Raw genomic sequence first — 24,331 nt, forward strand, 5'->3', positions numbered from 1 at the left:
TATATATGTTTTTAAATTATTGATTAAAATTTCACGCTCAAGCTAAAATTCACAGATTTTACAGTTGGGTAATTTCCAAAGTCAAATCCTCTTACAGTATTAGCTGATGTATTATTATCTCCAGAAGCACCATAATAGTTTACTTCAGGATCTAAACCAGAGTAGTTTGTAAATGTTAATAAATTTTGTGCACTTACAGTAAATCTTAAATTTTCTATACCTAATTTTTCAATACTCTCTGAAGGGAATGTGTAACCTACAGCTATATTTTTAAGTCTAACATAACTACCATCTTCAACAAAACGAGAAGAAATTTCTCTATTACTATTGTTTCCTACACGAGGTTGGTTTGTATCTGTATTTGTAGATGTCCAAGCGTTGTTATAATAATCGTAAGTAGTATTAGCATCACCATTATTTAACTGAACATTAGTCATATTAAAAATATCTCCACCTTGAGAACCTTGGAAAAAGATGTTTAAATCAAAGTTTTTATATGTAAAATTATTTGTAATCCCCCACGTAAAATCTGGGTTAGGATTCCCTATAATTTTTCTATCTGCATTAGTAACAGCACCATCATCATCTAAATCTAAGAATAATGGGTCACCAGCTACACCATCTGTCATAACAGCTGTACCTTCTGGTAAAGTACCACCTTGGTATACACCTGCGTAGTCAAATCCATAAAACAATCCTACTTCTTCACCTTCTCTTAAGATATAGTTATTATCAACACTAAAATAACTTGGAGCACCATTACCAAAATAATCAGCACCAAATATTAATTTTTCTACTGTATTTTTATTTTTAGAGAATACTAAATCTGTAGACCAACTAAAATCATCTTTAACAATGTTTCTTGTATTTAAAGAAACTTCGAATCCTCTGTTGTTAATTTCTCCAACATTTGTTAAAATTTCATCATTATAATTACCGAAATACCAAGGTATACTATTATCAAACATAAGTACATCTTTAGTATCAATGTTATAGTAATCTAACGAAAGTGAAATTCTACTATTGTACAATCCTAAATCTACACCAAAGTTTGCTTGGTAAGATGACTCCCATTTTAAATCTGCGTTTGCACTTTGATATGGAGTTACAGCTGGTACTGTTATTCCGTTACTAGAAGCGTAAATACTTGCTAAACTTGCTAAAGACTCGTAAGCTCCAATTGATGGGTTACCAGTAACACCATAACTTGCTCTTAATTTTAAGCTAGAAATAGTTTCACTATCTTTCATAAAGTCTTCATTTGACATTTTCCAACCTAATGCAGCTGATGGAAAAATTGCATATTTTTCATTTTCAGCAAAGTTAGAAGCACCATCTCGTCTAACAGTAGCAGTTAATAAATATTTATCATCATAATCGTAATTAACACGTCCAAATTGAGATTGGATTTCTGTTTCATTTACATATACATCACCACCACTAGGACTAATTAGATTTGTAGCTGTGTATAAACCATAGTAAGAGAAAGAATCTGAAAGTGTTCCAGTACCTTCACTTAAAAATGCTTTATTAGTTGTTTTTTGATAAGAATAACCTGCTAATAAAGTTAAATCACCTTTTCCTATTTCTTTTTTATAGGTTAAATAATTTTCACTTAATACACTTTTAGTTTTCTTTTCAGATATAATAGCTCTACCATCAGTAGCTCCACCTGCCGTAATTTCTAACGTTCTTGGCATGTAAATTCCTCTAAATGTATTTTTGCTACTTAAACCAAATGTAGTTTTAAAAGTAAGACCTTCAATAATTTCATAATTTGCATAAAAATTTGCTCTGAAATTTTCTATTTCTGTATCATCGTCTCTTTGTGTAGCAACTGCCCATGGGTTATCTACTGGGTCACCTATATTATTTACTGAAAATGTTCCATCATCATCATAAATTCCTTGATCTGGAGCAAAACGCATTGCTAAAGAAACAACATCATCACCACCTACTGTAACTGAACCATCTGACTGTGTAGATACTCCATCTTTTTGACTTAAACCACCTGTTAAGTTAAGTCCAATTTTTAATTTATCTGTTACTTGTGCGTCTAAATTTGATAAAAATGAAACTCTTTCGTAACCAGAATTAACTAATATACCATCTTGTTTAAAATAAGTACCTGAAGCATAGTAGTTAACTTTATCAGAACCTCCTGAAAAAGAAAGTTGATTATTTGAAGTACTTCCCGCTCTGTATATTTCATCTTGCCAATCTGTATCATAGTCTCCTTGAACATAAAGATTAGTAATACCTTGGTTAGCTCTTATTTGATTTTGATAGTCTGCAAAATCACTTGCATTTAATAAATCTAAACTATTTGAGGTTTTTTGAACAGCATATGTAGAGTTAAACTCAACATTTAATTTACCGCTTCTACCTTTTTTTGTAGTTACTAATACAACTCCATTTGATCCTCTAGAACCATAAATAGCTGTTGCTGATGCATCTTTTAAAACTTGTAAAGTTTTAATGTCACCTGCTTGAGGCATAGAACCCCCAACAAAACCATCTACAACTATAAGTGGATCACTACTTGCATTAATAGATGTATTACCTCTAATATTAATTTTAATAGGAGCTCCTGGCTCACCACCATTATTAGATTGTACAACTACACCAGCTGCACGACCTTGAAGTGCTTGCTCTGCTTCTAATACAGGAAAAGCTGTTAATTCTTCTGTTTTTAAAGAAGATACTGAACCTGTTACATCACTTTTTTTACGAGCACCATAACCTACAACAACAACTTCATCTAAAGCACTTGCTTCTTCACTTAAAGAAATTGTAAGGTTTTTTTGATTTGTAATTGTGATTGATTTAGTTGCAAATCCCATAAATGAAATTTGAATAACATCTCCCTGTTTTACTTCCAAGGCAAATACTCCATCAAAATCGGTTGTTGTACCTTTTGAGGAATCTTTAATAATAACACTGGCTCCTGGGACAGGAGAATTGTCAGTGCTTGAAACCACAGTACCATTTAATAAATAAGCACTTTGTGCTATTATTGTAAAATTGAGTAATAATACTGCAATAATGGTTAACTTAAATTTTAAATTCATAATAATAATTTTTTGTTCTAAGTGTTAATTTTATTAATACTTCTCTTTGTATTAATTTTAGCATAGATTTTAATCTTAAAAGCTCCTTCACTTTAAAAACCAACTACTTATTAGATACAGTTTGTTTTAAACTCTAATTGTTGTTGGTAATTTTAAAATGATGTAATTTACTTTACTTTTAAATAAAGTAAACTTTGATAAGGATAGTTGCACCTATCCTTTTTTGTAGTTTTTAATTTTGTAATTCAATAATTAAGGATTAATTTTTTAGAGTTAATATTCTTTAATTTCCAAACTGGTTTACCAATTTGGTTTACCAAATATATGTTAAATTTTATAAATAAAAAAATTTAACGTTTTTTTTAACACTTAAAAAATAACATCCTGATTTTTAATTAATCTATAAGTAATTATTATATAATTTATAACTTAAAAATTAGTGGTATTTATTGCAGTAACTATACTAAAATACGCTAACTATTATTATAATAGTTAGCGTATTTTAGTATATATTACATTTATTATTTTAATGGCTTACTTCGAGCTCGTAATATCTAACTTTTGAAAAAGATCCTTTATCTCTCGATTGAAAATAGTTACCAGCTTTAAAGTAATTTTCAAATACTCCCCATTTACGCATGTGTACATTTTCATAAACTTTGTATTCATTACCATTTAAAATTACAACCATTTTACCTTCTGATATTTTAACTTCTAAAGTAAATTTTCTAAAACCTACCTCTTCTTTAAAATTAAAACCTTCATCATCATCCCAAGCGTCATCGTGTAACATTTCTTCGTAAGAAGCATTTAGATTTTTTAATATTTTTGTTTTTACACGAACTTTGCCTTTATCCCAATAAATTTTTAAAATTGGAGGTGCGTTATTATCATCTTCACCTATTAAATCACGTTGCTCATTGGTTAATCTACCATGAATTTGCATAATAATGGTTCTGTGATATTTACCATCAGCATCTTTAGTGGTAGCATCCATCGCTAACTTACCTTTCATATAAGCACCATCGGCAAAAGTCCAGTTTTTATTATTATTACCTGGCTCCATTTGCTCTCTTAATTCAGAACGTGTATATTTTGTATTTGTTGTTTTAGAATTGGTAGGCATTGCATGAAATACTATTGCTCCCTTTGTAGAATCTATATACATATAAGGTTTTGCTACTTTATTGTTTGCAAAATCTAAAATTTCTGGCGGTTCAATTTCATAAGGTTTCCCTTTTTCGTTGGTAACTGGTAAAGTTACTTTCCAATGACTTAAATCAATGTTAGGAAGCTTGTATTTTTTTTTCTTCTTTTTCTTTTTCTTTTTAGTTTCAACTTTAACATCCGATTCTGAAACACTTTTTTGAGCTTGACAAGCTGAAATGTTTACAGTTAGAAATGTTATTATTAAAATACCTAATATTTCTTTTCGGAAGTTTTTCATTTTTAGTTTTTAAATTATGTTATTGAGATTAACATTATGCAAAAGTTGAGCCAAAAAACCCGATTGATAACTACTAAAGTTATCAATCGGGTTGGTTACTCTTGTAAAATATTAAAATCCTGGAGTAATAATATCTATATTATCAAAGAATACTTCATTACTACTATCAACAGCATTTAATGCTCTAACATAAATTACAATTTTATCCGTTGTTGGTATAAATGTAAATGTGTTAGTTGTAAATGTATCTTCAGTAGAAGAAGATTTAGTACTATTAAAATCATTATCAATTACAAAATATGCATCTGCATTAATATCACGATTAGCTTCTGTATTAATAGCATCTTCACTAACAATTTCATTATTTAAAATAAATACTTCTGAATTTACACCTTCAGATTCTGAACGAGAATCAATTGTAAATGTATATTCTACACCAACTTCAACAGTTAATACTTGATAAAGTCTACGTGATGCTTCATTTAATTTAACACCTCTATCTCCTAGACCAGCAAATTTATTACCATCGCCTGAAGAACCTGGTTGTTCACTATCGTCTCCAAAATTAGTATCAAGCCAACTATCTAAATCTGAATTACTCCAAATAGCTTGATAAGGGCTTGGTGATGTTGCTCCGCCATCTGAATCTAATTTAACGGTACTATTAGGAGTCATGTCCCAAGCGTCAGCATTATCATTAGTTTCAACCTGAAAATCATCAGCTGTACCATTTTGAACAATTGCTTTAAATGTAGCAGTAGTTGTTGTTGATCCAGATCCAGATTCAAATCCAGGAGTAATAATATCTATATTATCAAAGAATACTTCATTACTACTATCAACTGCATTTAATGCTCTAACATAAATTACAATTTTATCTGTTGTTGGTTTAAATGTAAATGTATTTGTAGTAAATGTATCTTCAGTAGAAGAAGATTTAGAACTATTAAAGTCGTTATCAATTACAAAATATGCATCTGCATTAATATTACGATTAGCTTCTGTATTAATAGCATCTTCACTAACAATTTCATTATTTAAAATAAATACTTCTGAATTTACACCAGCAGATTCTGAACGAGAATCAATTGTAAATGTATATTCTACCCCAGCTTCAACAGTTAATACTTGATAAAGACGACGAGATGCTTCATTTAATTTAACACCTCTATCTCCTAAACCTGCAAATTTATTACCATCGCCTGAAGAACCTGGTTGTTCACTATCGTCTCCAAAACTAGCTTCAAGCCAACTATCTAAATCTGAATTATACCAAATATCTCTATAAGGGCTAGGTGATGTTGCTCCGCCATCTGCATCTAGTTTAACGGTGCTATTAGGAGTCATGTCCCAAGCATCTGCATTATCATTAGTTTCAACCTGAAAATCATCAGCTGTACCATTTTGAACAATAGCTTTAAATGTAGGCATTACTGCTGCATTTGGATCAATAAGTTCTAGTATTTGTTCACTAACATCGTCTCCTGATGCACTTGTAGCTGTAAGTTTAACTGTAAAAGTTCCTTCTCCTGTAAATGTATGTGTAGGTTCAGCATCTGTAGATGAAGTACCATCTCCAAAGTCCCAAGAATAACTTGTAGCGTTTTGAGATTGGTTTGTAAATGTATACGTTTTCCAATCGTTAGCATCTGCTATAGCTGTGAAAGCTGAAAGTGGTGCACTAGGATTTCTAACTTTAATTGTTTTTTCAACCGTATCAGTAACATCTGATACATTACTTACAGTAAGTATAACTACATAATCTCCTGCCTCTAAATATGAGTGTGAAGGTTCTGCCTCGGTAGAAGTATTTCCATCACCAAAATCCCAAACATACCCTGTTGAATTTGTAGATCTATCAGTAAAATTATACGTTTTCCAATCGTTAGCATCTGCTGATTCTGTAAAAGCAGCAATTGGTATTGTTTTTATTACTTCTTGTAAAGCTTCTTCATCATCATCACAAGAAAATAGTGATACTAAAGCTATAAAAAGAAATACCTTTATAATGCCTTTTGTTCTTATATTTTTAATTGTTTGTATCATCATAATTTAATTTTTGTCTTTGTAAAATTCTATTTGAGAAAAACTCATCCATGGGCTTGTACGTGTATCTCCAGCTTCATTAAATCTTCCAAAACCTACTAATTTCACATATCTAGTATCTACAGGTGTACTCAAAATTTTTGTTTGAAATTCTGCACTTGCAGCTTCTGAAAGCATAATATCGCCTGTTTCTGGAATTAATTTTGTAAAATCAGCATCATCAGTACCTGTATTAGAAGTCCAAATTTGATACCCATAAGATTCTGATTTAACATTTGTAGTAAATTGGATTACTCTTAAATTTACTGTTTCACTTAAATCATAAATAACATATTCTCCATCTGATTTATAATCTCCTGCTAATATGTCACCATCTTCAGCAGTCCAAAGTGTACCAGCATTTTTGTCTAATGTATTTTCTGGGAATGCATCTTTTTCTACTTGATACGATGAATAACTATGAATTGTTACTGGTTCTCCTGCGTCACCAGTATTAATCAAATCGTAAAATAAATCTAGGTCTCCTAGAGGTGTTCCATTATCTATAATTGTTATAGAGTTGGTATATGTATCTGTAAGTCCGTTAGAATCGAATACTTGTAAAGTTACTTGATAAGAAGCGCTTACTGGTGGGTAAGAATGTTCTTTTGGTTCAAAATCTGTTGAAGTATCACTACCGTCTCCAAAATCCCAAATATAACTACTAGCACTAACAGATTCATTAGCAAAAGTTGCTTTGTTCCATTGGTCACCTTCACCTGTAACTGCTCCAAAAAAGGCTGTAGGAGCTTTTTGATCTTCTTTTGAATTTGCTTCAGCTAAATCATAAGAAAGACCATCTATTGTTGGATCACATGAAGCTAAAGAAACTACCATAAATGACAATACAATTTTAGGTAATAAATTTAAAATACCTTTTTTTATATTTTTAATACTTTTCATTTTTTAAAATTTAAATTATTTTTAAATATTCAAGAAATATAAACTTCTATCTCCAGTTCAGGTTCTGAATTAAAACAGCTTCTCCGTTATCTCCAATAGGGCTTAAATTAATTTCTCTAAGAGGTATTGGTAATGTAGATTCTGTAGAATTAAAATTAAAACCACTTGCACTTGCAAAATCTGATAATACCGAAGTGGCAACACCAAAACGTTTCAAATCAAACAATCTTTTATTTTCAGAAAAGAATTCATATCTTCTTTCTGTTATTAACTCATCTTTAGTTACTGATGTTACAGCGGCTAAACCTGCTCTTGTTCTAATTTTATTATAATCGTCAGCCCAAGAACCTGAAATACTTACTTGATCTGATGTAGCTAAAGTTGCTTCAGCATACAGCATAATTACTTCAGCATATCTTAATACAATAAAATCTGCACCAGCTTGCTCGTCATCAGAACTATTTGTTTTATGTTTTGCTGTTTGATATTTTATAGTATCGTCTTCATCATCTATATCATAAAGTTGACGATTAGCTCCACCAAAATTTAATAATTTTGCATGTAAATCTTCTGTTAAATAATTTAATCCACTTGAATTACCAGTTGCAGCAAATTCTGCTGAATAATTCTGACTATCATTAGCAGCATCGTTTGCAAAACCGATTGCAAAAATAATCTCGTCATTTAATTCGTTAGCTGGATCAAATATATCTTTATAGTTATCTAATAATGAATAGTTTCCAAACACCTGATCTAAATGCGAAATAGCTTCAGAATAATCTGGGTTATCTATAGTCATATACACCATTGCCAATAAGGTATGCGCTGCACTTTTAGAGGCTCTAGTTTTATAGGTATCGTCTAATCCTTCAGTTGCTGTTAGTAAATCAGAAATAATTAAATCATATACTTTTTTTTCTGAAACTCTTGTGAATTGAGTTGCTCTTTCTGTATCAGATAAAACGTGATCTATTAATGGTAAACCAAGATTTTCAACATCTTCACCATACAATCTTATTAAATTAAAATATGCATATGCTCTTAAAAATTTAGCTTCTGCTTCAATTTTTATATATGAGTCTCCATCTTCTAATTCTTTTAATGCATCTAATACAACATTTGATAGGTATACAACTCTATACATACTTGAGTAGTAATTAGCAGATATACCATTATTAGCTTCAACTGAAAAGTTCTCAAACTGTCCGGCATCAGCAGAATCATTTGCGTCTGGTGATCTAGTATTACTGTTATCTGATAACATTTCTGTTACATAAAACTCTACTTGTACACCTCTGTTTTCATCCAATTGAGTATCATTTACTCCTTGAATGGCATCGTATATGGCTAATACACCTAATTCTAACTCTTCAACTGTTTGGTAAAAATCTTCTGTTTTTATAGCTGAAGTAGGGTCTGGATCAAGGAATTCTTCACATGAAGTAATTAGAAATCCTAAAAAAACTATTATTATATATTTTGAATATCTCATTATTTTTATTTTTTAAAAATCAATATTAACTCCTAAAGAAATTGTACTATATATTGGAGAACCACCTCTTTGGTAACCATACTGTGTTGGGCTTGTTTTATCTAACGCTTCTGGGTTCCAACCTGTATAATCGTCTGCAGTTTTATAAATCAAATTTTGACCTGTAGCATAAACTCTAAATTTTGAAAGACCTAATTTTGCTACAGCATCTTCTGGTAAAACATATCCAATATTAACGTTACGTAAAGCAATATACGAAGCATCTTGAATAATACTATTTGTATAAATTTTCTCTACAATAAACTCATCGTCTACAGTACTTAACACTTGATCAAATGCTGTATGATTAAACATGTACTGATCTGCTATGTTTCTAACTTCTGCTCCGTGTGATCCTTGGAACATAAAAGAAAAATCTACATTTCCAATATTGAATTCATTTGAAAAACTCCAAATTAATTCTGGATATGGATTACCTAAAATAGTTTTATCTTCTTCATCTAAAACACCATCACCATTTAAATCTTTTACATATGTTATACCCTTTTGTTGCCCAACGTGTCTGTAAAAATTACTAGAATAGAACTCTTCTGTAGGTACTTCTCTATCAACTACATAACCATAGAAAGAAGAAATTGGCATACCTTCTAAGTTAATCCATTCTGTTGGTCTTTTAGGGTCAATACCTGATATTTGTCCGTTAGAGTCAGCAAAATCTACTAAAGTATTTTTATTGGTTGTTACTAATAAAGTTGATCCCCAATTAAATTTTTCTGAACGAATGTTTTTTGTTCTCAACTCAATTTCCCAACCTTGATTTTTTACTTCTCCTATATTATCTAAAGAATTTGAAAAACCAGTTGTAGCTGATATAGGATTGTTTAGTAATAATTGATCACTTGTTCTTTGATACCAATCTAAAGAACCTGAAATTCTATTGTTGTAAAATCCAAAATCAATACCTGGGTTAATTTCAATTAATCGTTCCCATTTTAATTCAGCATTACCAATATTAACTGGTGCATAAGCTGCTTGTATTGTTCCATCTTCAACATAACTTACTGTTGATACTAAATCTAAATGTGGATAATAATCAACTAAAATATTACCAGTACTTAATTGTGAGGTACTACCTTGCGCATCTGGATCAACACTTCCTGTATTTAAACGATCGTTACCTGTAACACCGTAACTAGCTCTGAATTTTAATTTTGAAATAACGTCACTATCTTCTAAGAAGCTTTCTCTATCAGCATTCCATCCTATAGATGCAGCTGGGAAATTACCATATTTAAAGTCTGATCCAAAAATAGAACTACCATCTCTTCTTAAACTTAAACTAACTAAATATTTATCATTATACGCATAGTTGAATCTTGACACGTATGAAACACCTCTTTTTGTCCATTCAAAACCTTGTGTATCAGAAGCAATAGGTGCATTTGATAAGTATGGTATTTTATCGTTTACAATACCAAGCGCTCTTATAGAAGAATAGAAATAATTTCTTTGTTCTAATGAGTTACCTAATGTAATTCCTAAATCATGGTTTCCAATACTTTTATTATAATTAAAAAAGTTATCGAAAATAAAATATTGATCTCTTTGAGTTATCTCATCAATGTATGCATCAGAAACTTCTCTACGAGCTAAAGTACCTAAATAATCTTTTCTTTGTGTATCTTGAAAAGAAACTGATAATGTGGATTTAAAAGATAATCCTTCCATTATTTTATACTTACCATAAATACTACTAAATAATTTAAATTTCTTGTCTGTTCTATCTCTTTCTACAATTCTAGCGTATGGATTCTGATTGGTAGAGTTTCCTAAATTACTTGTAAGTTCATTTTCATAAACTCCATCACCATCAAGGTCGGTTAATTCAAAATGACGCATTTGAGCGTAATCTCCAACTTGTACATCTGCATAAGACCCATTAGGATCTATATATTGAAGTGTATGCTCTGTGTGATATATAGGTAACCAAGGCATATGTCTGGCTACGTTATGGATATTTTCAGAAAATCTATTTCTAATAGTATAACTAGGAGAAAAATTTACTCCAGCAGAAAGTTTTTCGTTAATTTCGAAATCAATTTTTGCTCTTGCTCCAAATTTTTCATAGTTATCTAATAGTAAAACACCTTCATCATTTGAATAATTTAAACTTGTAGCAAATTTTGTTTTATCGTTTCCACCTCTAATTGATAATGAATGACTTGTAATAACACCTTCTTCAATAAAAACATCTTGCCAAGCACGATCAGTACCTGTAGATAAACCAAATTTAGTATAGTCAGATAAATAACCTACTTCATCCATTTGTTTTTGAGCCCAATCAGCAACTGTTAGCCCATAAGCATCACTTTTTCTACCTGATTTTATACCTGTATATGTAGAATAATTAATTCTTACTTTACCTGCAACACCTGATTTCATAGAAATCATAATAATACCATTAGACCCTTTTGAACCATAGATAGATGATGAAGCAGCATCTTTTAAAATCTCAAAAGATTCAACATCATTCATATTTAATGATCCTAAAAAATCTGAATCTACAATTACACCATCTACAACAATTAAAGGTGTAGAATCACCTGCCATAGAACCAACACCACGAATTGTAATTGTTGGTGCAGCACCAGCTTCACCGTCTGTAGCTTGTATATTTACACCAGATACTTGCCCTATTAAAGCGTCATCAACTCTGGAAACGGCTACTTGATCTAAATCTTTATTAACTACTTTAGAAATAGACCCTGTTAAATGAGATTTTTTTGAAGTACCATAACCAATTACAACAACTTCATCTAAAACATTTTGCTCTTCTGCTAATGTAATATTTAAACTATTTTGACTTATAATAGGAATGAATTTTGTACCAAAACCCATAAATGAAACTTGTAAAACATCTCCTTGTTTTACTTCCAAAGAAAATACTCCATCAAAATCTGTAGTAGTACCTTTTGTGGAATCTTTAATAATTACACTGGCACCTGGAATAGGCATATTGTCAGCGCTTGAAACCACAGTACCTTTTAATAAATAGCTGCTTTGCGCTATTATTGTAAAATTGAGTAATAATACTGCAATAATGGTTAACTTAAATTTTAAATTCATAATATTAATTTTTGTTTTGAGTGTTTATTTTATTAATATTTTTTTAGTTATTAATTTTAATATAGCTTTTCAGCTCAATTTTTTTAAATGAAAATAGTAACACCTGTTTTTGGTTATCCAAATTGGTTAACCAATTTTATAAAAAACAAAAATATATTAAAAATATGTTAATAAAAAATAAATATTAACATATTTTTAATATATCGCTCGTTTTACTAAAACGTTATCGTAAAATTGACTAAAAAAAAGGCATTATTCAATAATGTCCTTTCTAATAGAGACTAACATATATATATTACGCCTCTTTATCTCCGAAATAAGATGGTCCATCACCAGTTAAAAAATCTTCTCTAACAGGGCTAAATGTATCAATCAATTGTCCTTCTTCTAAACAAACTGCACTATGCAATAAATTAGGTTCAATATAAACTCCATCTCCTGCTTCTACTATTTGCTTTACTCCATCAATTTCAAATTCAAACTTACCTGAAACACAATAAGTAGCTTGTGTGTGAAAATGTTGATGTGGTGCACCTAATGCTCCTTTATCAAATTTCACGCTTACCATCATAATTTGATTATCGTAGCCTAAAAATTTTCTTGATACTCCTCCTCCAAGGTTTTCCCATTCCATGTCTTTTGCGACGATGTACTTTTCACTAAGTCGTTTCATAATTTTTAATTTATTTGTTTTCTGTTAATATATAAGAACCTTTCCAGGTGTATTGTTTATTATTAATTGTTAATTTATGCTCTGCTTCTTTTGAAGCGTTTGCGTTTGCTGTTATAAATAATTTAGTGTTTTCATTTATATTAGTAATAGCAATAGCGGTATATGCATCTGTATCTAAAACCACTTTTAATTCTTTTATGCTACTGTTTGAGTTAACTGCTGATTCTGAAACTGGAGTATAACTACCATGTGCTTCTATTGTTGATACAAAAAGTGTGTTTTTAGCATTTTTTCGTCTCAACATTAATGCAGCCTCACGGCGTAAATTAAAATCTGGATCATTAGCTCCAATTCTTGTAAAAAGCAACTCGTCGTTAGCTTTTGTTGTAGTAGTTAAGGTATAAAACTTACCTTTATTTAACCAAGAAAATTTAGTGTTATAATGGTTCGCTTTTGCCAATCCTTCTACATATAAATGTTGATATCCATTTTTACTTCCTAGAGGCTTTAAATTTTTAGGTATTGTATTTTTAAATTTAGTTTTTAGTACTTGACCTAAAAAGTAAAAAGGAAAGTCATATTGATTTGCCTTGTTAGAAGATAGCTTCATAATATCTAATACATAAGGTTTTTCGAAATCCTTATCTTTAATTATTGCCATAGTTCTATGCATTTCAGTACCAGGATATGCATTTGTTTCTTTAGCACTTACAACTTGTACGTTTTTATTTTCTGAAGAAAAATAAGTAAGTTCAGGGTTGTACTTACTTCCTATTTCAAATTCACCGTTATAATGCGAGGTTTCATTTTGGGTAACTGTATTGTGAGCAATGGTTTGTTTTGCCCATGTTTTATTTTCTTTTAAATAATTTCCTCCACCTTTTTGTTCAATATTTACAAAACGAGCTAGTCCATAATCTTGAATTACTTCTTCTCCTTTTTCATATAATGAATATGATAATTTATCATAATGACCATGACTTGATCCTTGAGATGAATATTTAAAAACAAGCTCTATATTTTCATTTCTTAAAACAGCAACTCCACCTTGTTTACCTTCTGGTCCATCTGATAGATTTATTGATTTTTTATCGAATGGCTTTTTATTTCCATTTTTTATACCAAGTGCTACTGCTAAACCAGAATCGTCTAACAAAACTTTGTTTTGATCTTCTGCTATACTTAATAATCCTGGATTTTGCTCTCCATAATGATACGAAATATCTACTGCTGTTACTAAAGCACTGTTGTAGTACGACATTCCTTTTTGTCCATCATTAAGCGGAAAGAAATCTCCATCTGCATCAGATAAATTTAAAAGTGCATTTATTGATTTTAAAAGAACGCCTTCTTTGTATTCGAAAATTTTTAATTCTGGTTTTACATTGTGTAATCCTTCAGCAAAAATTAAAAAAGGATACATTGCGTAACGTTGATAATATGGACCTTCATTATAATAGCCATCAGGTGAAAAAGGCTCTTCAATATTTGCTAAAAAACCTGCTTTTCCATCTTTATTTAAAAATCCACCATCATCATCTTTTGCTGTTTTATCTAAATTCACTCCTTTTATACCATACAAAGCTCTATCAATTAACTCTTCGTCATTCATTACCAATCCTATCATACCAACAGCTGCATTTCCCCAGGTACTATGGTTGTGTACTCTTTGATAAAATTGTGGACTATCTACTGAAATATGATCTGCAAATGGTCTGAATAAATTTGTTTCTAATTTGTTACGTTCTTCTGCTGTAAGATAATTGTAAATACAATCATAAGCTTGACTTACATATACCAACCAGTTAGAATCATTTAAACATTGCCAAAATAATTTACCTCTTGCATACGATCTAGTTTTTGGATGCAGTGGCAATGTTTTATACATTTCCTCATATTGCATCAACATATCTTTTACATACTTGGCGTATTTTTCGTCATCTAAAATTTGATATAACACACCTGCTTTTTGCAACACTACCCAATTACGTTTGTGTCTAACGTGTGTATATCCTCCAGAATAATCTTTTGGAATTGGCACCTCTATACCCGCTTCAATTTCAGCATCAATTTCTTCTTTAACAGCTTGTAATGAATTATCAAAAATTGGAATAGTTCCTAAATTTGCTCTAATATCTTTTACACCTTGTTTAGTTAAAATTATACTAGGATGCTCCTGAACATTATCAGATTGTGAATTTTTAACTGTCTCATTTTTATTTTGACATGATAAAAATATAAAAACAAGAGTACATAAATATAGATGTTTAAATTTCATTTGTAAATGTCTAAATTGGTTTACCAAATTGGTTTACCAAAGATATGGTAATTTATTAAAAATACAATATAATGATAATTTTTTAACATATTTATGTTAAAAATTAATTTTATCTCATTTGATTTATAAACTAATAAAGTTGCTTTAAAATATTTTATAAACTCTTGAGATAACGAACTATATGTCAAAATTTATGCCTTAAACTTCATAAAAAAAATCCTATTCGTAAAGAATAGGATTTATTAATTCAAACATTAATTATAAATGATTACTCAATAATAATTTTTTTAGTGAAACTTTTAGAATCACTTGTAACTTTTAAAATGTACATTCCTTTTGAAATGCTAGAAACATCTAATTGGTTGTTTTCTAGTTCTTGTTGCTCTAACACTTTTTGCCCCATTACATTAAATATTGCAACGTTTGAAACAGCAAATTGATTAGATTTTATAAACAATACTCCATTAGCTGGATTTGGATATACGTTAAAGCTTTTTGATAATTCATTGTCTTCAATAGAATTAGTTACATCTTCTTTTAACGATATATTGTCATAAAACACTTCAGTATTTTTATCTATTGAATTTATCGATCTAACATAAATAACAACTTCAGTTGTAGTTGCCGTAAAAGTAAGTGTGTTTGTTACCCATGCATCTTCATCATTTGTAATATTCATACCTGCAACAACAGACCCATCTGTGTAACCATTAGCATTAATTCCAGCTTCAGTAGTTATTTGCGTATTTAATATATATACTTCTGAAGGAGTTCCAGCTGCTTCAGATTTTGAATCAATAGAAAAATTATAAAGGCTACCAATAGTAAGTCCCACTACCCTTTGATATAAACGACGTGTAGATTGTGTTATAACAGGTTTTCCATCGGCATCATCATACAATTTAACTCCTCTAGTATCGTTATTACCGTTACTTGTAGATCCTGGTTGCTCATCTGTACCATATTCATCCGCAGGATCTGTAGTGTATGTATCTTCAATATACGTCTCTAAAGCATCATTTCTCCACCCATCTGGATTATCATCTTCATCATATCTATAAGGGCTAGTAATGCCGCCATTTAATGTGCTATTAGGAGTCATATCCCAAGCATCTGCATTATCACTAGTATCTGACGTGTCAGTCTCGGGTATGCCTGTTCCGTGCTCATCACAAGTACCATTTTTAACAAGTTCAGTTTGACTATATCCAAAATTTAAACATAAACAAAACACTAAAAGTGCAAGTCCAAGTTTAGAATTTTTTGTAAAAAGTAATGTTGTTTTCATAATTTTATTTTTAGATATATTAATAATTGTTTATCAAAGTTTTAAATCTGGTTTACCAAATTGGTTTACCAAATATATATATATATTTTCAGCAAAACAAAAAATATTACTTAAATTAACAATTAACTATACTAGATTAACTTTTGAAAGATGATTAAGCTTAAAATATTAGGGTAGAATTTCACAAGCTATTTTATATTTTTTTATAAATGCGTTCGGTTATTCCGATTTAACGCAATTAATTAAAAAACGAGTGCTATATTGGAACTAAAATTACTTGTTAGTTTTGTTTTAAAAAATAAATTTACACTGTTAAAATATGTATTACTTAAAAAAAAATATTGATGAAATCCTATCCAAACCTAAAACAACTTTTTGTAACATTATTATTTGGGGTTTTAACAATTAATTGTGGAAATCAAAAAAATTTAACACACGTTTTAAAAGTTGCTAGAGCAGAAATCAATCCTTTGTCAGATCCAACTAATTCTGGGAATTGGAAGTTACTACCTGAAGTAAGTGACGAGTTCGATTCTAAAACTATTGATGAAACTAAATGGTACATAGTTGGTAAATTTGAAAATGGAAAACCTACTTACAAACACCCAGACAAACCAAATAAAAAAGTTTGGAAAGGAAGAGCTCCATCTCAATTCTCTGGTGAAAATTATCGCCTTGAGAATGGTAAATTAATACTAGAAACGCGTTGGGAACCAGATTTTCCATTTAGTCCTGAAATTAGAAAACCAGTTTTTGGAGATCCTTTGCCCTATGAAAATATTACTACGGCTTGCTTTATAGGAAGAAAAGCTTTTAAATACGGATATATTGAAATAAAAAGTAAAGTTGCTGATGCACCTGTAACAAGTGCATTTTGGGCAATGGGTGAAAAATTAGAGTTCGATTTTTTTGAAACTTATGGTGGAACAATAGACCCTACTAAAAAACATTTAGATAATCAATTGTGGTGGTCTATAAGAGATTGGGATAAGTTAAGAGGTAAACCTTCCTTTACTGAAAAAAAAGATGTAGGTTTTAGAATTGCTGATGATTGGCATATATGGGGAATTGAATGGAACAAAGATGGTGTAAAGTACTATATAGACGGAAAATTATTTTCGCAAGTATCTGCAGAAGAGGTAACTATTTGGGCTAAAGAAAATAGAAAAAAAGCCAACTTACCAGATGATTATAATGGATATGTAATAACTTCACCTATAAATATTTGGCTAGATAATGAAATATTTCCTTGGCATGATATTCCTAAAAGCAAAGAAGAACTAGAATATCATAGTTCTGAAGAAAATAAAAAGGATGGTGTTGTTGACTTTGAAATTGAATATGTGAGAGTATGGCAAAATTAAAAAATTACACATTTCATAATGTGTTGTTAGTTTTTTTGGCATATAAAAAAGATAGTATTTTTAAGACTTTGATAAATTGTTGTTACATAAAAATAATTTATTTTTACATTTAAACTAGTGTTAAATGGAATCTAAAACCCAAATAATTTTAATAGTATTATTAGTAGTAATTCTTTTTTTGTTTATTTTTTTTACAAAAAGAGCTGTTAAACGGTTTACATTACTTAAGTCTATAGAACCTCACAGAAAAAAGGTGATTTTAAACATCTTATATTTTATTTACTACCAAGTAACCATTTTTTTAATTATTGCAATATTAGGTGTTGATTTTAAACAATTTCTAGTTTTTATTTCTTCAATTTTAGCAGTTTTAGGTGTAGGTTTTTTTGCGCAATGGTCCTTATTATCTAATCTAACTTCAAGCTTTATTTTATTTTTTTATCACCCAGTAAGAATTGGAGATCATATAAAAATATTGGATAAAGATTTTGATTTAACCGGAAAAGTAAAAGACATTAAAGGGTTTTATTTATTATTAAAAACAGATGATGAAAAAATAATTACAATCCCAAATTCAGTGCTTCTTCAAAAAGGAATTGAATTGTTAAAATATGAAGAACATGAAAAAACAGAAAAAAAATAGAAAAATTGGATTAGCTCCAGGCACTGTAGTTTACACTGGTTATAAACCAGATAACGATTTATTTATTAACGTATTTGATTACTCTAAAAGTGAGTTTAATGAGTTTCTAATAGATGATTTAACAGATTTACAAAAATTTGAAAATAAAAAATTAGTTACATGGCTAAATGTTAATGGGCTAAACCATACTTCAACTATAAAAGAAATTGCAAAATACTACGATCTTCATCATTTAATTACTGAAGATATACCAAACACTTACCAAAGAACTAAAGTTGATATTTCTGAAGATCATATTTTTGTAGTTTTTAAAATGTTACATTATTCAATAAACGGAAAATTAAATGTGGAGCATATTAGCTTTGTTTTAGGTGAGCAATATTTATTGAGTTTTCAAGAGGCTGAAGGTGATGTTTTTAATTCCATTCGCGATAGAATTAGAAACGGAAAAGGGCTTGTTAGAGAAAAAAATGCAGATTATTTATTGTACCTATTGTTAGATGCCATTGTTGATAATTATTACCATATTATTGACACTATTGGTGAAAAAGTTGACTCTTATGAAAACAAAATTCTAAATAAAAATAATGAAGATGATTTAACTCTAGAAATTCAAAACTTAAAAAGAGAAATATTAAAATTACGTAAAGTTACTAACCCTTTAAAAGATGTAGTAAATAAATTTTACAACAGAGAAAACAAACTTATTTCTAAAGAGACTTTTGTATATTTTTCAGATTTAGAAGATCACCTTATTCAGGTTATTGAAAGTTTAGATATTTATAGAGAAATGACTGTTGGATTAATGGAAATGCAATTAACTGTTGTTAGCAATAGAATGAATGAAGTTATGAAAGTACTAACTATTATTGCTACTATTTTTATACCTATGACTTTTTTAGCTGGCGTTTATGGTATGAATTTTAAATACATTCCAGAATTAGATTACAAATATGCTTATTTTATTTTTTGGGCTATAGTTTCTGTTTTATTTATACTTCTACTATTTTATTTTAAACGCAAAAAATGGTTTTAACTAAAAAAACCACCTTTTGGGTGGTTTTTTTTTACTTTTAGTTTAATAATGTTATATTTTTTATAGTATAAACTTCACTAAAATCATCATCACCATCTTCATTTGTTTCAGAAACTACTTCAACTGTATAGTTAATTAAAAATGATTTTCCTTCAAATTCAGTAGATTTCAAATTATATTTAGCTTCAACTTTTTTATTGTTAATTATAAATATGTAATTTTCAACCATTTCAACTCCATCTTCTTCAAGAATAACTGAAAAAAGAAACTGGTTTTGTTCTTCATCATAACTTTCAAAAGTTCCTGTTAATTCTTCAATTTGTAAATCATCATCATTTTCATCTTGTGAATACATGGTTGCAGTTGCTAAAAATATGCAAATAATACTTAAAAATTTAATGCTAATTGTTTTCATTTCTTTATTGTATTTAATTAATTATTTTAGATAAATCTTGGATTTTAGCCACAACAAGTCCAAGTATCTTTTAGTATTTCTACCTTTAAGTAGCATACATGTGGTTTAAAATAATTTTATTTTTACTTAACTACTTTTTACAATTATTACGTTTCAATTACTTGTTTATTAATTTATTATGAAAAAAAATGTTGTATTGCTACTGTATCACTTTCGTTCATATATCTTGAAGCACTTTTAAAACTTACCCATTTTATAGCTTTAAACTTATCTATTTCAATATTTAAAAAATCTTCATCTCTGCATTTATAACTATAGTAATGTTTTTTTAATAATTTATTGTTATTACCTATAGTATGAACAGCATCAATTGATTTAATAAATTTAGTATTTAGTAAAACATTTGTCTCCTCCATAACTTCACGCAGTAAACAAATTACAGGTTGTTCGTTCTTTTTTAAAAATCCTCCTGGCAAAACATATCTTTTTTTAGGTATGTTTTTTTCCAAAACCAAAACTTTATCTTTTTTATAGATAATTATTTTAGTTTTCTCTTTTTGCTCAATGTATTCCATAATTTAACTATTAGTTACTAGGTAAATTCATCAAAATATAAATCAAAGTCTGTATCTAAAGGGAAAATATTTTTACTAGTAATTTGGTCAATACTATCTTTTAGTTTTGAACTAACTTTAATATAGAGTTGTTCTTTTTTATAAGTTAACACAATAACTTTAATGTAATTACCTTCAGTGTTTTGTATTGAAACAATAGCATTATCTCTAATACCCTTAGGATATTTTTCAATAATTAATTGTATAATTTCTTTGTTTAAATCTCTTGCCTCTAAAAACACTTTTTCTTTCATTTTTTAATCAACTAGCTCATTGTAATTTAAATCTTCAAAATCAGTTTCAATTTCATCATCATCTTCCATATCTAAATCCTGATAATCTTCCATTGCAACAACTAATTTTTTTCCAATTTTCACTAAATAAATAGTGTCTTCAGTTTTAACTTCAACTGCCTGAATGGTTTCGTTTTGTGCATTTTTAAACTCTATAATATCTCTTACACCATAACCATCGGGAAATTTAGTAACCAATAAATCTAGAATAGCATCGTTTAGTTTTGCAAAATCTACAATTACTCTTTTCATTATTACATATCTAAAATGTAGGCAAACATTAATGGAGCAACAATAGTTGCATCACTTTCTATAATAAATTTTGGCGTATCTATATCTAATTTTCCCCAAGTTATTTTTTCGTTTGGCACTGCTCCAGAATACGATCCATAACTTGTTGTTGAATCTGATATTTGACAGAAATAATTCCAAAATGGAGTATCTACTAAATCTAAATCTTGATACAACATTGGTACTACACATATTGGAAAATCACCTGCAATTCCACCTCCAATTTGAAAGAATCCAACTCCATTTTGAGAATTGTTTGTGTACCAATCAGCTAAAAATGTCATGTATTCAATACCAGATTTCATGGTACTTGCTTTTAAATTTCCTTTCATAACATAACTAGCAAAAATGTTTCCTAACGTACTATCTTCCCAACCAGGAACAACAATAGGTAGATTTTTTTCAGCTGCTGCGTACATCCAAGAATTTTTTAAATCTATCTCGTAATACTCTTCAAGTGCACCAGATAATAAAAGTTTATACATAAACTCATGAGGGAAAAAACGCTCATCGTTTTCTTCAGCATCTTTCCATATTTTATAAATATGTTTTTGAATGCGGCGAAAAGCTTCTTCTTCTGGAATACACGTATCGGTAACTCTATTTAATCCTTTTAACAATAATTCAAACTCATCTTGAGGTGTTAAATCTCTATAGTTTGGAACTCTTTTGTAGTGTGTATGCGCTACTAAATTCATAACATCCTCTTCCAAATTTGCACCTGTACATGAAATAATATGTACTTTGTCTTCACGAATCATATCTGCAAATATTTTCCCTATTTCTGCAGTACTCATGGCTCCAGCTAAAGACACTAACATTTTAGTATTACTGTCTAACTGATTTTTATACTCTTTAGCCGCGTCAACTAATGCTGCTGCGTTAAAGTGAAGAAAGTGTTTTTCTATAAAATTTGATATGTGTTTATTCGAATTCATCATCGTTGTAATTTAAATGTGTTTTTTCATTTTTTTGAATGGTGTTTCCATTGTCAAAATCGTCTTCAATATCTTCATCTAAAAATTTATAAGTAAGCATTTTGTAATACAATTTTGCTGCTAAAAAATCTGAAGCTTTGTGCGCTGGATTTGGACATAGTTCAACAATATCAAAACCAACTACATTTTTTTCTTCAAAAACCTGTTTTAAAAAATCTAATGTTTCGTACCATAATAAACCACCTGGTTCTGGTGTGCCTGTTGCTGGCATAATAGAAGGATCAAACGCATCTAAATCAAAAGAAATATATACATTTTCACCCATACTATCTAGCGCATTATCTATCCAACTTTCATCGTCTACCATAGTGTGTGCATAAAATATTTTATCTTCATCAACTACTGTGGTTTCGATTTTATCCATAGATCTAATACCTACCTGAACAAGGTTTGTATTTTGACTAGCTTCATACATTGCACAAGCGTGGTTAAATGGTGTTCCTTCGTATGATTTACGCAAATCAGCATGCGCATCTATATGTAACACAGTTAAGTTGTTATAAGACTCGTTAAAAGCTCTAATTGCACCAATTGAAACTGAATGTTCACCACCAACTATTGTTACAAACTTTTTTTTCTGAATAAATGATTTTACAGTGTTATGAACACTTGAAACCATTTGCTCTGGATTTTCAAGACCTGTAACTGGGTTTGCTAAATAAACACCTTGCTTATAAACTTCTGTTGCTGTTTCAATATCAAACAGTTCCATGTTTTCAGAAGCCTCTAAAAAAGCTTCTGGTCCTTTATCTGCTCCTTTTTGCCATGTGCTTGTCCCATCATAAGGCACAGGAATTAATGCTACTTTAGCATTTTCTAATTTGGCAAATTTTTCTTCGATTCCTGCGTAGGTATTAGTTTTCATCGTAACCTAAAATTTTTAATAATTCTTCTTTTGTTTGTTGTTCTTTGTATACTTGAGTTGTTAACTCCCCTTTTTTATTTTTATTTATTAGAATGTGTTTTGGAGCTGGTATTAAACAGTGTTGTAATCCTCCAAAACCTCCAATGGACTCTTGGTATGCTCCTGTATTAAAAAAACCGATATACAATGGAGCTTTTTCGTTGTATTTTGGTAAATAAATAGCGTTCATGTGTTGTTCGCTATTGTAATAATCATCACTATCACATGTTAAACCACCTAATAATACTCTTTCATAAGAATGGTTCCAGCGGTTTATTGGCAACATAATAAAACGCTTGTTTATAGCCCATGTATCTGGTAATGTTGTTATGAATGATGAATTAATCATATTCCATTTTTCTCTATCGTTTTGTTGTTTTTGGTATAAAATCTCGTAAATAGCGCCTCCACTTTCTCCAACTGTAAAACTTCCAAATTCAGTAAAAATATGTGGTACTTCAACATCTGCCTCATCACAAGATATTTTAATTTGTGTTAAAATTTCTTCAACCATATAAGCATAGTCAAATTCAAAACCTAAAGAATTTTTTATTGGAAAACCTCCTCCAATATTTAAACTATCTAATGAAGGACATATTTTTTTAAGACTTGTATATACTTTTAAACATTTAGTAAGCTCGTTCCAATAATAAGCATTGTCTTTTATACCTGTATTGATAAAAAAGTGCAACATTTTTAATGAAACTTTTTTGTTATTTTTTATTTGATTATTATAAAAAGGAACAATATTTTTATAGCCAATACCTAAACGTGATGTATAAAAAGGAAATTTAGGTTCTTCCTCTGAAGCTATTCTTATACCAACATTATAGTTTTCTTCAATTTCTTTAGATAATAAATTAATTTCTTCATAATTATCTATAATAGGAATGCAGTTTTTGTGCCCATTATTAATTAATCTAGCAATATTTGTTATGTATTGTGCTCGTTTAAAACCGTTACTTAATACATATGTATTGTCTGTAATTTTGCCTTCTTTTTTTAAATTTTCAACAATATTAATATCAAAAGCTGATGAAGTTTCAATATGAATATTGTTTTTTAAAGCTTCATCTAAAATAAATTTAAAATGCGAGCTTTTTGTACAATAGCAATAATTATAACTTCCGCTATAATCTAATTTTTTAATAGCATTACTAAACCAGTTTTTAGCTCTGTTAATATTGTTAGATACTTGAGGTAAATAGGTAAATTTCAATGGAGCTCCATATTGCGCTATTAAATTTGTTAGATCAATTCCATGAAACTTAAGTTCATTGTTTTTTACTTCAAATTCTTCTTGTGGAAAATCAAAAGTTTGATTGATTAAATCAAAGTATTTAGTATTCATTTTAATTTTATAAAAAGGTGTTATAATTTATTCAGATAAATCAGATTGATTTACTGTTG

19 protein-coding genes are annotated in these 24,331 nt (G+C 29.3%); 3 read left to right on the forward strand and 16 right to left on the reverse strand.

The window, feature by feature from the left end:
• Positions 1 to 23 precede the first annotated feature (23 nt).
• The 9 genes from R3X25_RS04040 to R3X25_RS04080 all read right to left on the reverse strand — a co-directional run bounded on the left by R3X25_RS04040 (position 24) and on the right by R3X25_RS04080 (position 16,363).
• Positions 24 to 3,071: a TonB-dependent receptor gene (locus R3X25_RS04040; RefSeq protein ID WP_317672099.1), complete on the reverse strand. Its 3,048-nt coding sequence runs from the start codon at positions 3,069 to 3,071 to the stop codon at positions 24 to 26.
• Positions 3,072 to 3,597: 526 nt separating this feature from the next.
• A complete protein-coding gene (locus R3X25_RS04045) occupies positions 3,598 to 4,518 on the reverse strand; it encodes a polysaccharide lyase family 7 protein (protein WP_317672101.1) in 921 nt (306 codons plus the stop codon).
• Between the two features lie 111 nt (positions 4,519 to 4,629).
• On the reverse strand, positions 4,630 to 6,567 hold the full coding sequence (locus tag R3X25_RS04050) for a PKD domain-containing protein (protein WP_317672103.1): 1,938 nt from the start codon (positions 6,565 to 6,567) through the stop codon (positions 4,630 to 4,632).
• Between the two features lie 3 nt (positions 6,568 to 6,570).
• Positions 6,571 to 7,506, reverse strand: coding sequence for a PKD domain-containing protein (locus tag R3X25_RS04055; RefSeq protein WP_317672105.1), 936 nt, complete (start codon positions 7,504 to 7,506; stop codon positions 6,571 to 6,573).
• A 46-nt stretch (positions 7,507 to 7,552) separates the two neighbouring features.
• Entirely contained in the window at positions 7,553 to 8,998 is a 1,446-nt protein-coding gene (locus R3X25_RS04060; protein ID WP_317672107.1) for a RagB/SusD family nutrient uptake outer membrane protein, read from the reverse strand.
• A gap of 12 nt (positions 8,999 to 9,010) precedes the next feature.
• Positions 9,011 to 12,124, reverse strand: a complete 3,114-nt coding sequence (locus R3X25_RS04065; RefSeq protein ID WP_317672109.1) for a TonB-dependent receptor — start codon at positions 12,122 to 12,124, stop codon at positions 9,011 to 9,013.
• A gap of 295 nt (positions 12,125 to 12,419) precedes the next feature.
• Positions 12,420 to 12,797: a cupin domain-containing protein gene (locus R3X25_RS04070; RefSeq protein WP_317672111.1), complete on the reverse strand. Its 378-nt coding sequence runs from the start codon at positions 12,795 to 12,797 to the stop codon at positions 12,420 to 12,422.
• 10 nt (positions 12,798 to 12,807) lie between these two features.
• Positions 12,808 to 15,075, reverse strand: coding sequence for an alginate lyase family protein (locus R3X25_RS04075; protein WP_317672113.1), 2,268 nt, complete (start codon positions 15,073 to 15,075; stop codon positions 12,808 to 12,810).
• 268 nt (positions 15,076 to 15,343) lie between these two features.
• On the reverse strand, positions 15,344 to 16,363 hold the full coding sequence (locus R3X25_RS04080) for a T9SS type A sorting domain-containing protein (protein ID WP_317672115.1): 1,020 nt from the start codon (positions 16,361 to 16,363) through the stop codon (positions 15,344 to 15,346).
• A gap of 344 nt (positions 16,364 to 16,707) precedes the next feature.
• Here R3X25_RS04080 and R3X25_RS04085 point away from each other — a divergent pair, with 344 nt between their 5' ends.
• The 3 genes from R3X25_RS04085 to corA all read left to right on the forward strand — a co-directional run bounded on the left by R3X25_RS04085 (position 16,708) and on the right by corA (position 19,406).
• On the forward strand, positions 16,708 to 17,727 hold the full coding sequence (locus R3X25_RS04085) for a family 16 glycosylhydrolase (RefSeq protein WP_317672117.1): 1,020 nt from the start codon (positions 16,708 to 16,710) through the stop codon (positions 17,725 to 17,727).
• 124 nt (positions 17,728 to 17,851) lie between these two features.
• A complete protein-coding gene (locus tag R3X25_RS04090; RefSeq protein ID WP_317672119.1) occupies positions 17,852 to 18,370 on the forward strand; it encodes a mechanosensitive ion channel family protein in 519 nt (172 codons plus the stop codon).
• Positions 18,348 to 19,406 (forward strand): magnesium/cobalt transporter CorA, encoded by a 1,059-nt coding sequence (corA, locus tag R3X25_RS04095; RefSeq protein WP_317672121.1) that lies wholly within the window; start codon positions 18,348 to 18,350, stop codon positions 19,404 to 19,406. Before R3X25_RS04090 ends, corA begins: the two co-directional genes overlap by 23 nt.
• 37 nt (positions 19,407 to 19,443) lie before the next feature.
• On the opposite strand, the gene R3X25_RS04100 is transcribed toward corA, so the two are convergent.
• From R3X25_RS04100 to R3X25_RS04130, 7 genes are all read right to left on the reverse strand, one after another.
• Positions 19,444 to 19,821, reverse strand: coding sequence for a hypothetical protein (locus tag R3X25_RS04100; RefSeq protein ID WP_317672123.1), 378 nt, complete (start codon positions 19,819 to 19,821; stop codon positions 19,444 to 19,446).
• A gap of 176 nt (positions 19,822 to 19,997) precedes the next feature.
• The gene (locus R3X25_RS04105) at positions 19,998 to 20,396 is read right to left on the reverse strand and encodes an NUDIX hydrolase (RefSeq protein WP_317672125.1); all 399 of its coding nucleotides are present in this window, start codon (positions 20,394 to 20,396) and stop codon (positions 19,998 to 20,000) included.
• A 17-nt stretch (positions 20,397 to 20,413) separates the two neighbouring features.
• The gene (locus R3X25_RS04110; RefSeq protein ID WP_317672127.1) at positions 20,414 to 20,689 is read right to left on the reverse strand and encodes a hypothetical protein; all 276 of its coding nucleotides are present in this window, start codon (positions 20,687 to 20,689) and stop codon (positions 20,414 to 20,416) included.
• Between the two features lie 3 nt (positions 20,690 to 20,692).
• Entirely contained in the window at positions 20,693 to 20,980 is a 288-nt protein-coding gene (locus R3X25_RS04115) for a hypothetical protein (RefSeq protein ID WP_317672129.1), read from the reverse strand.
• 2 nt (positions 20,981 to 20,982) lie between these two features.
• Positions 20,983 to 21,957 (reverse strand): deoxyhypusine synthase family protein, encoded by a 975-nt coding sequence (locus R3X25_RS04120; RefSeq protein ID WP_317673402.1) that lies wholly within the window; start codon positions 21,955 to 21,957, stop codon positions 20,983 to 20,985.
• Complete coding sequence (gene speB / locus R3X25_RS04125; protein ID WP_317672131.1) at positions 21,944 to 22,882, reverse strand: agmatinase; 939 nt, start codon at positions 22,880 to 22,882, stop codon at positions 21,944 to 21,946. The genes R3X25_RS04120 and speB overlap by 14 nt, the downstream gene beginning before the upstream one ends.
• The gene (locus tag R3X25_RS04130) at positions 22,872 to 24,272 is read right to left on the reverse strand and encodes an arginine decarboxylase (RefSeq protein WP_317672133.1); all 1,401 of its coding nucleotides are present in this window, start codon (positions 24,270 to 24,272) and stop codon (positions 22,872 to 22,874) included. Before R3X25_RS04130 ends, speB begins: the two co-directional genes overlap by 11 nt.
• Positions 24,273 to 24,331 lie beyond the last annotated feature (59 nt).

Source organism: Lutibacter sp. TH_r2 (genome assembly GCF_033101135.1).
Classification (GTDB): domain Bacteria; phylum Bacteroidota; class Bacteroidia; order Flavobacteriales; family Flavobacteriaceae; genus Lutibacter.

Excerpts from the sequence above, each read along its gene's own strand:
- R3X25_RS04070 (WP_317672111.1), bottom strand. The coding sequence starts at position 12,797 with ATGAAACGACTTAGTGAAAAGTACATCGTCGCAAAAGACATGGAATGG.
- R3X25_RS04080 (WP_317672115.1), bottom strand. The coding sequence starts at position 16,363 with ATGAAAACAACATTACTTTTTACAAAAAATTCTAAACTTGGACTTGCA.
- R3X25_RS04075 (WP_317672113.1), bottom strand. The coding sequence starts at position 15,075 with ATGAAATTTAAACATCTATATTTATGTACTCTTGTTTTTATATTTTTA.
- R3X25_RS04090 (WP_317672119.1), top strand. The coding sequence starts at position 17,852 with ATGGAATCTAAAACCCAAATAATTTTAATAGTATTATTAGTAGTAATT.
- R3X25_RS04050 (WP_317672103.1), bottom strand. The coding sequence starts at position 6,567 with ATGATGATACAAACAATTAAAAATATAAGAACAAAAGGCATTATAAAG.
- speB (WP_317672131.1), bottom strand. The coding sequence starts at position 22,882 with ATGAAAACTAATACCTACGCAGGAATCGAAGAAAAATTTGCCAAATTA.
- R3X25_RS04060 (WP_317672107.1), bottom strand. The coding sequence starts at position 8,998 with ATGAGATATTCAAAATATATAATAATAGTTTTTTTAGGATTTCTAATT.
- R3X25_RS04065 (WP_317672109.1), bottom strand. The coding sequence starts at position 12,124 with ATGAATTTAAAATTTAAGTTAACCATTATTGCAGTATTATTACTCAAT.
- R3X25_RS04120 (WP_317673402.1), bottom strand. The coding sequence starts at position 21,957 with ATGAATTCGAATAAACACATATCAAATTTTATAGAAAAACACTTTCTT.
- R3X25_RS04100 (WP_317672123.1), bottom strand. The coding sequence starts at position 19,821 with ATGAAAACAATTAGCATTAAATTTTTAAGTATTATTTGCATATTTTTA.
- R3X25_RS04085 (WP_317672117.1), top strand. The coding sequence starts at position 16,708 with ATGAAATCCTATCCAAACCTAAAACAACTTTTTGTAACATTATTATTT.
- corA (WP_317672121.1), top strand. The coding sequence starts at position 18,348 with ATGAAAAAACAGAAAAAAAATAGAAAAATTGGATTAGCTCCAGGCACT.
- R3X25_RS04055 (WP_317672105.1), bottom strand. The coding sequence starts at position 7,506 with ATGAAAAGTATTAAAAATATAAAAAAAGGTATTTTAAATTTATTACCT.
- R3X25_RS04110 (WP_317672127.1), bottom strand. The coding sequence starts at position 20,689 with ATGAAAGAAAAAGTGTTTTTAGAGGCAAGAGATTTAAACAAAGAAATT.
- R3X25_RS04040 (WP_317672099.1), bottom strand. The coding sequence starts at position 3,071 with ATGAATTTAAAATTTAAGTTAACCATTATTGCAGTATTATTACTCAAT.
- R3X25_RS04115 (WP_317672129.1), bottom strand. The coding sequence starts at position 20,980 with ATGAAAAGAGTAATTGTAGATTTTGCAAAACTAAACGATGCTATTCTA.
- R3X25_RS04105 (WP_317672125.1), bottom strand. The coding sequence starts at position 20,396 with ATGGAATACATTGAGCAAAAAGAGAAAACTAAAATAATTATCTATAAA.
- R3X25_RS04045 (WP_317672101.1), bottom strand. The coding sequence starts at position 4,518 with ATGAAAAACTTCCGAAAAGAAATATTAGGTATTTTAATAATAACATTT.
- R3X25_RS04130 (WP_317672133.1), bottom strand. The coding sequence starts at position 24,272 with ATGAATACTAAATACTTTGATTTAATCAATCAAACTTTTGATTTTCCA.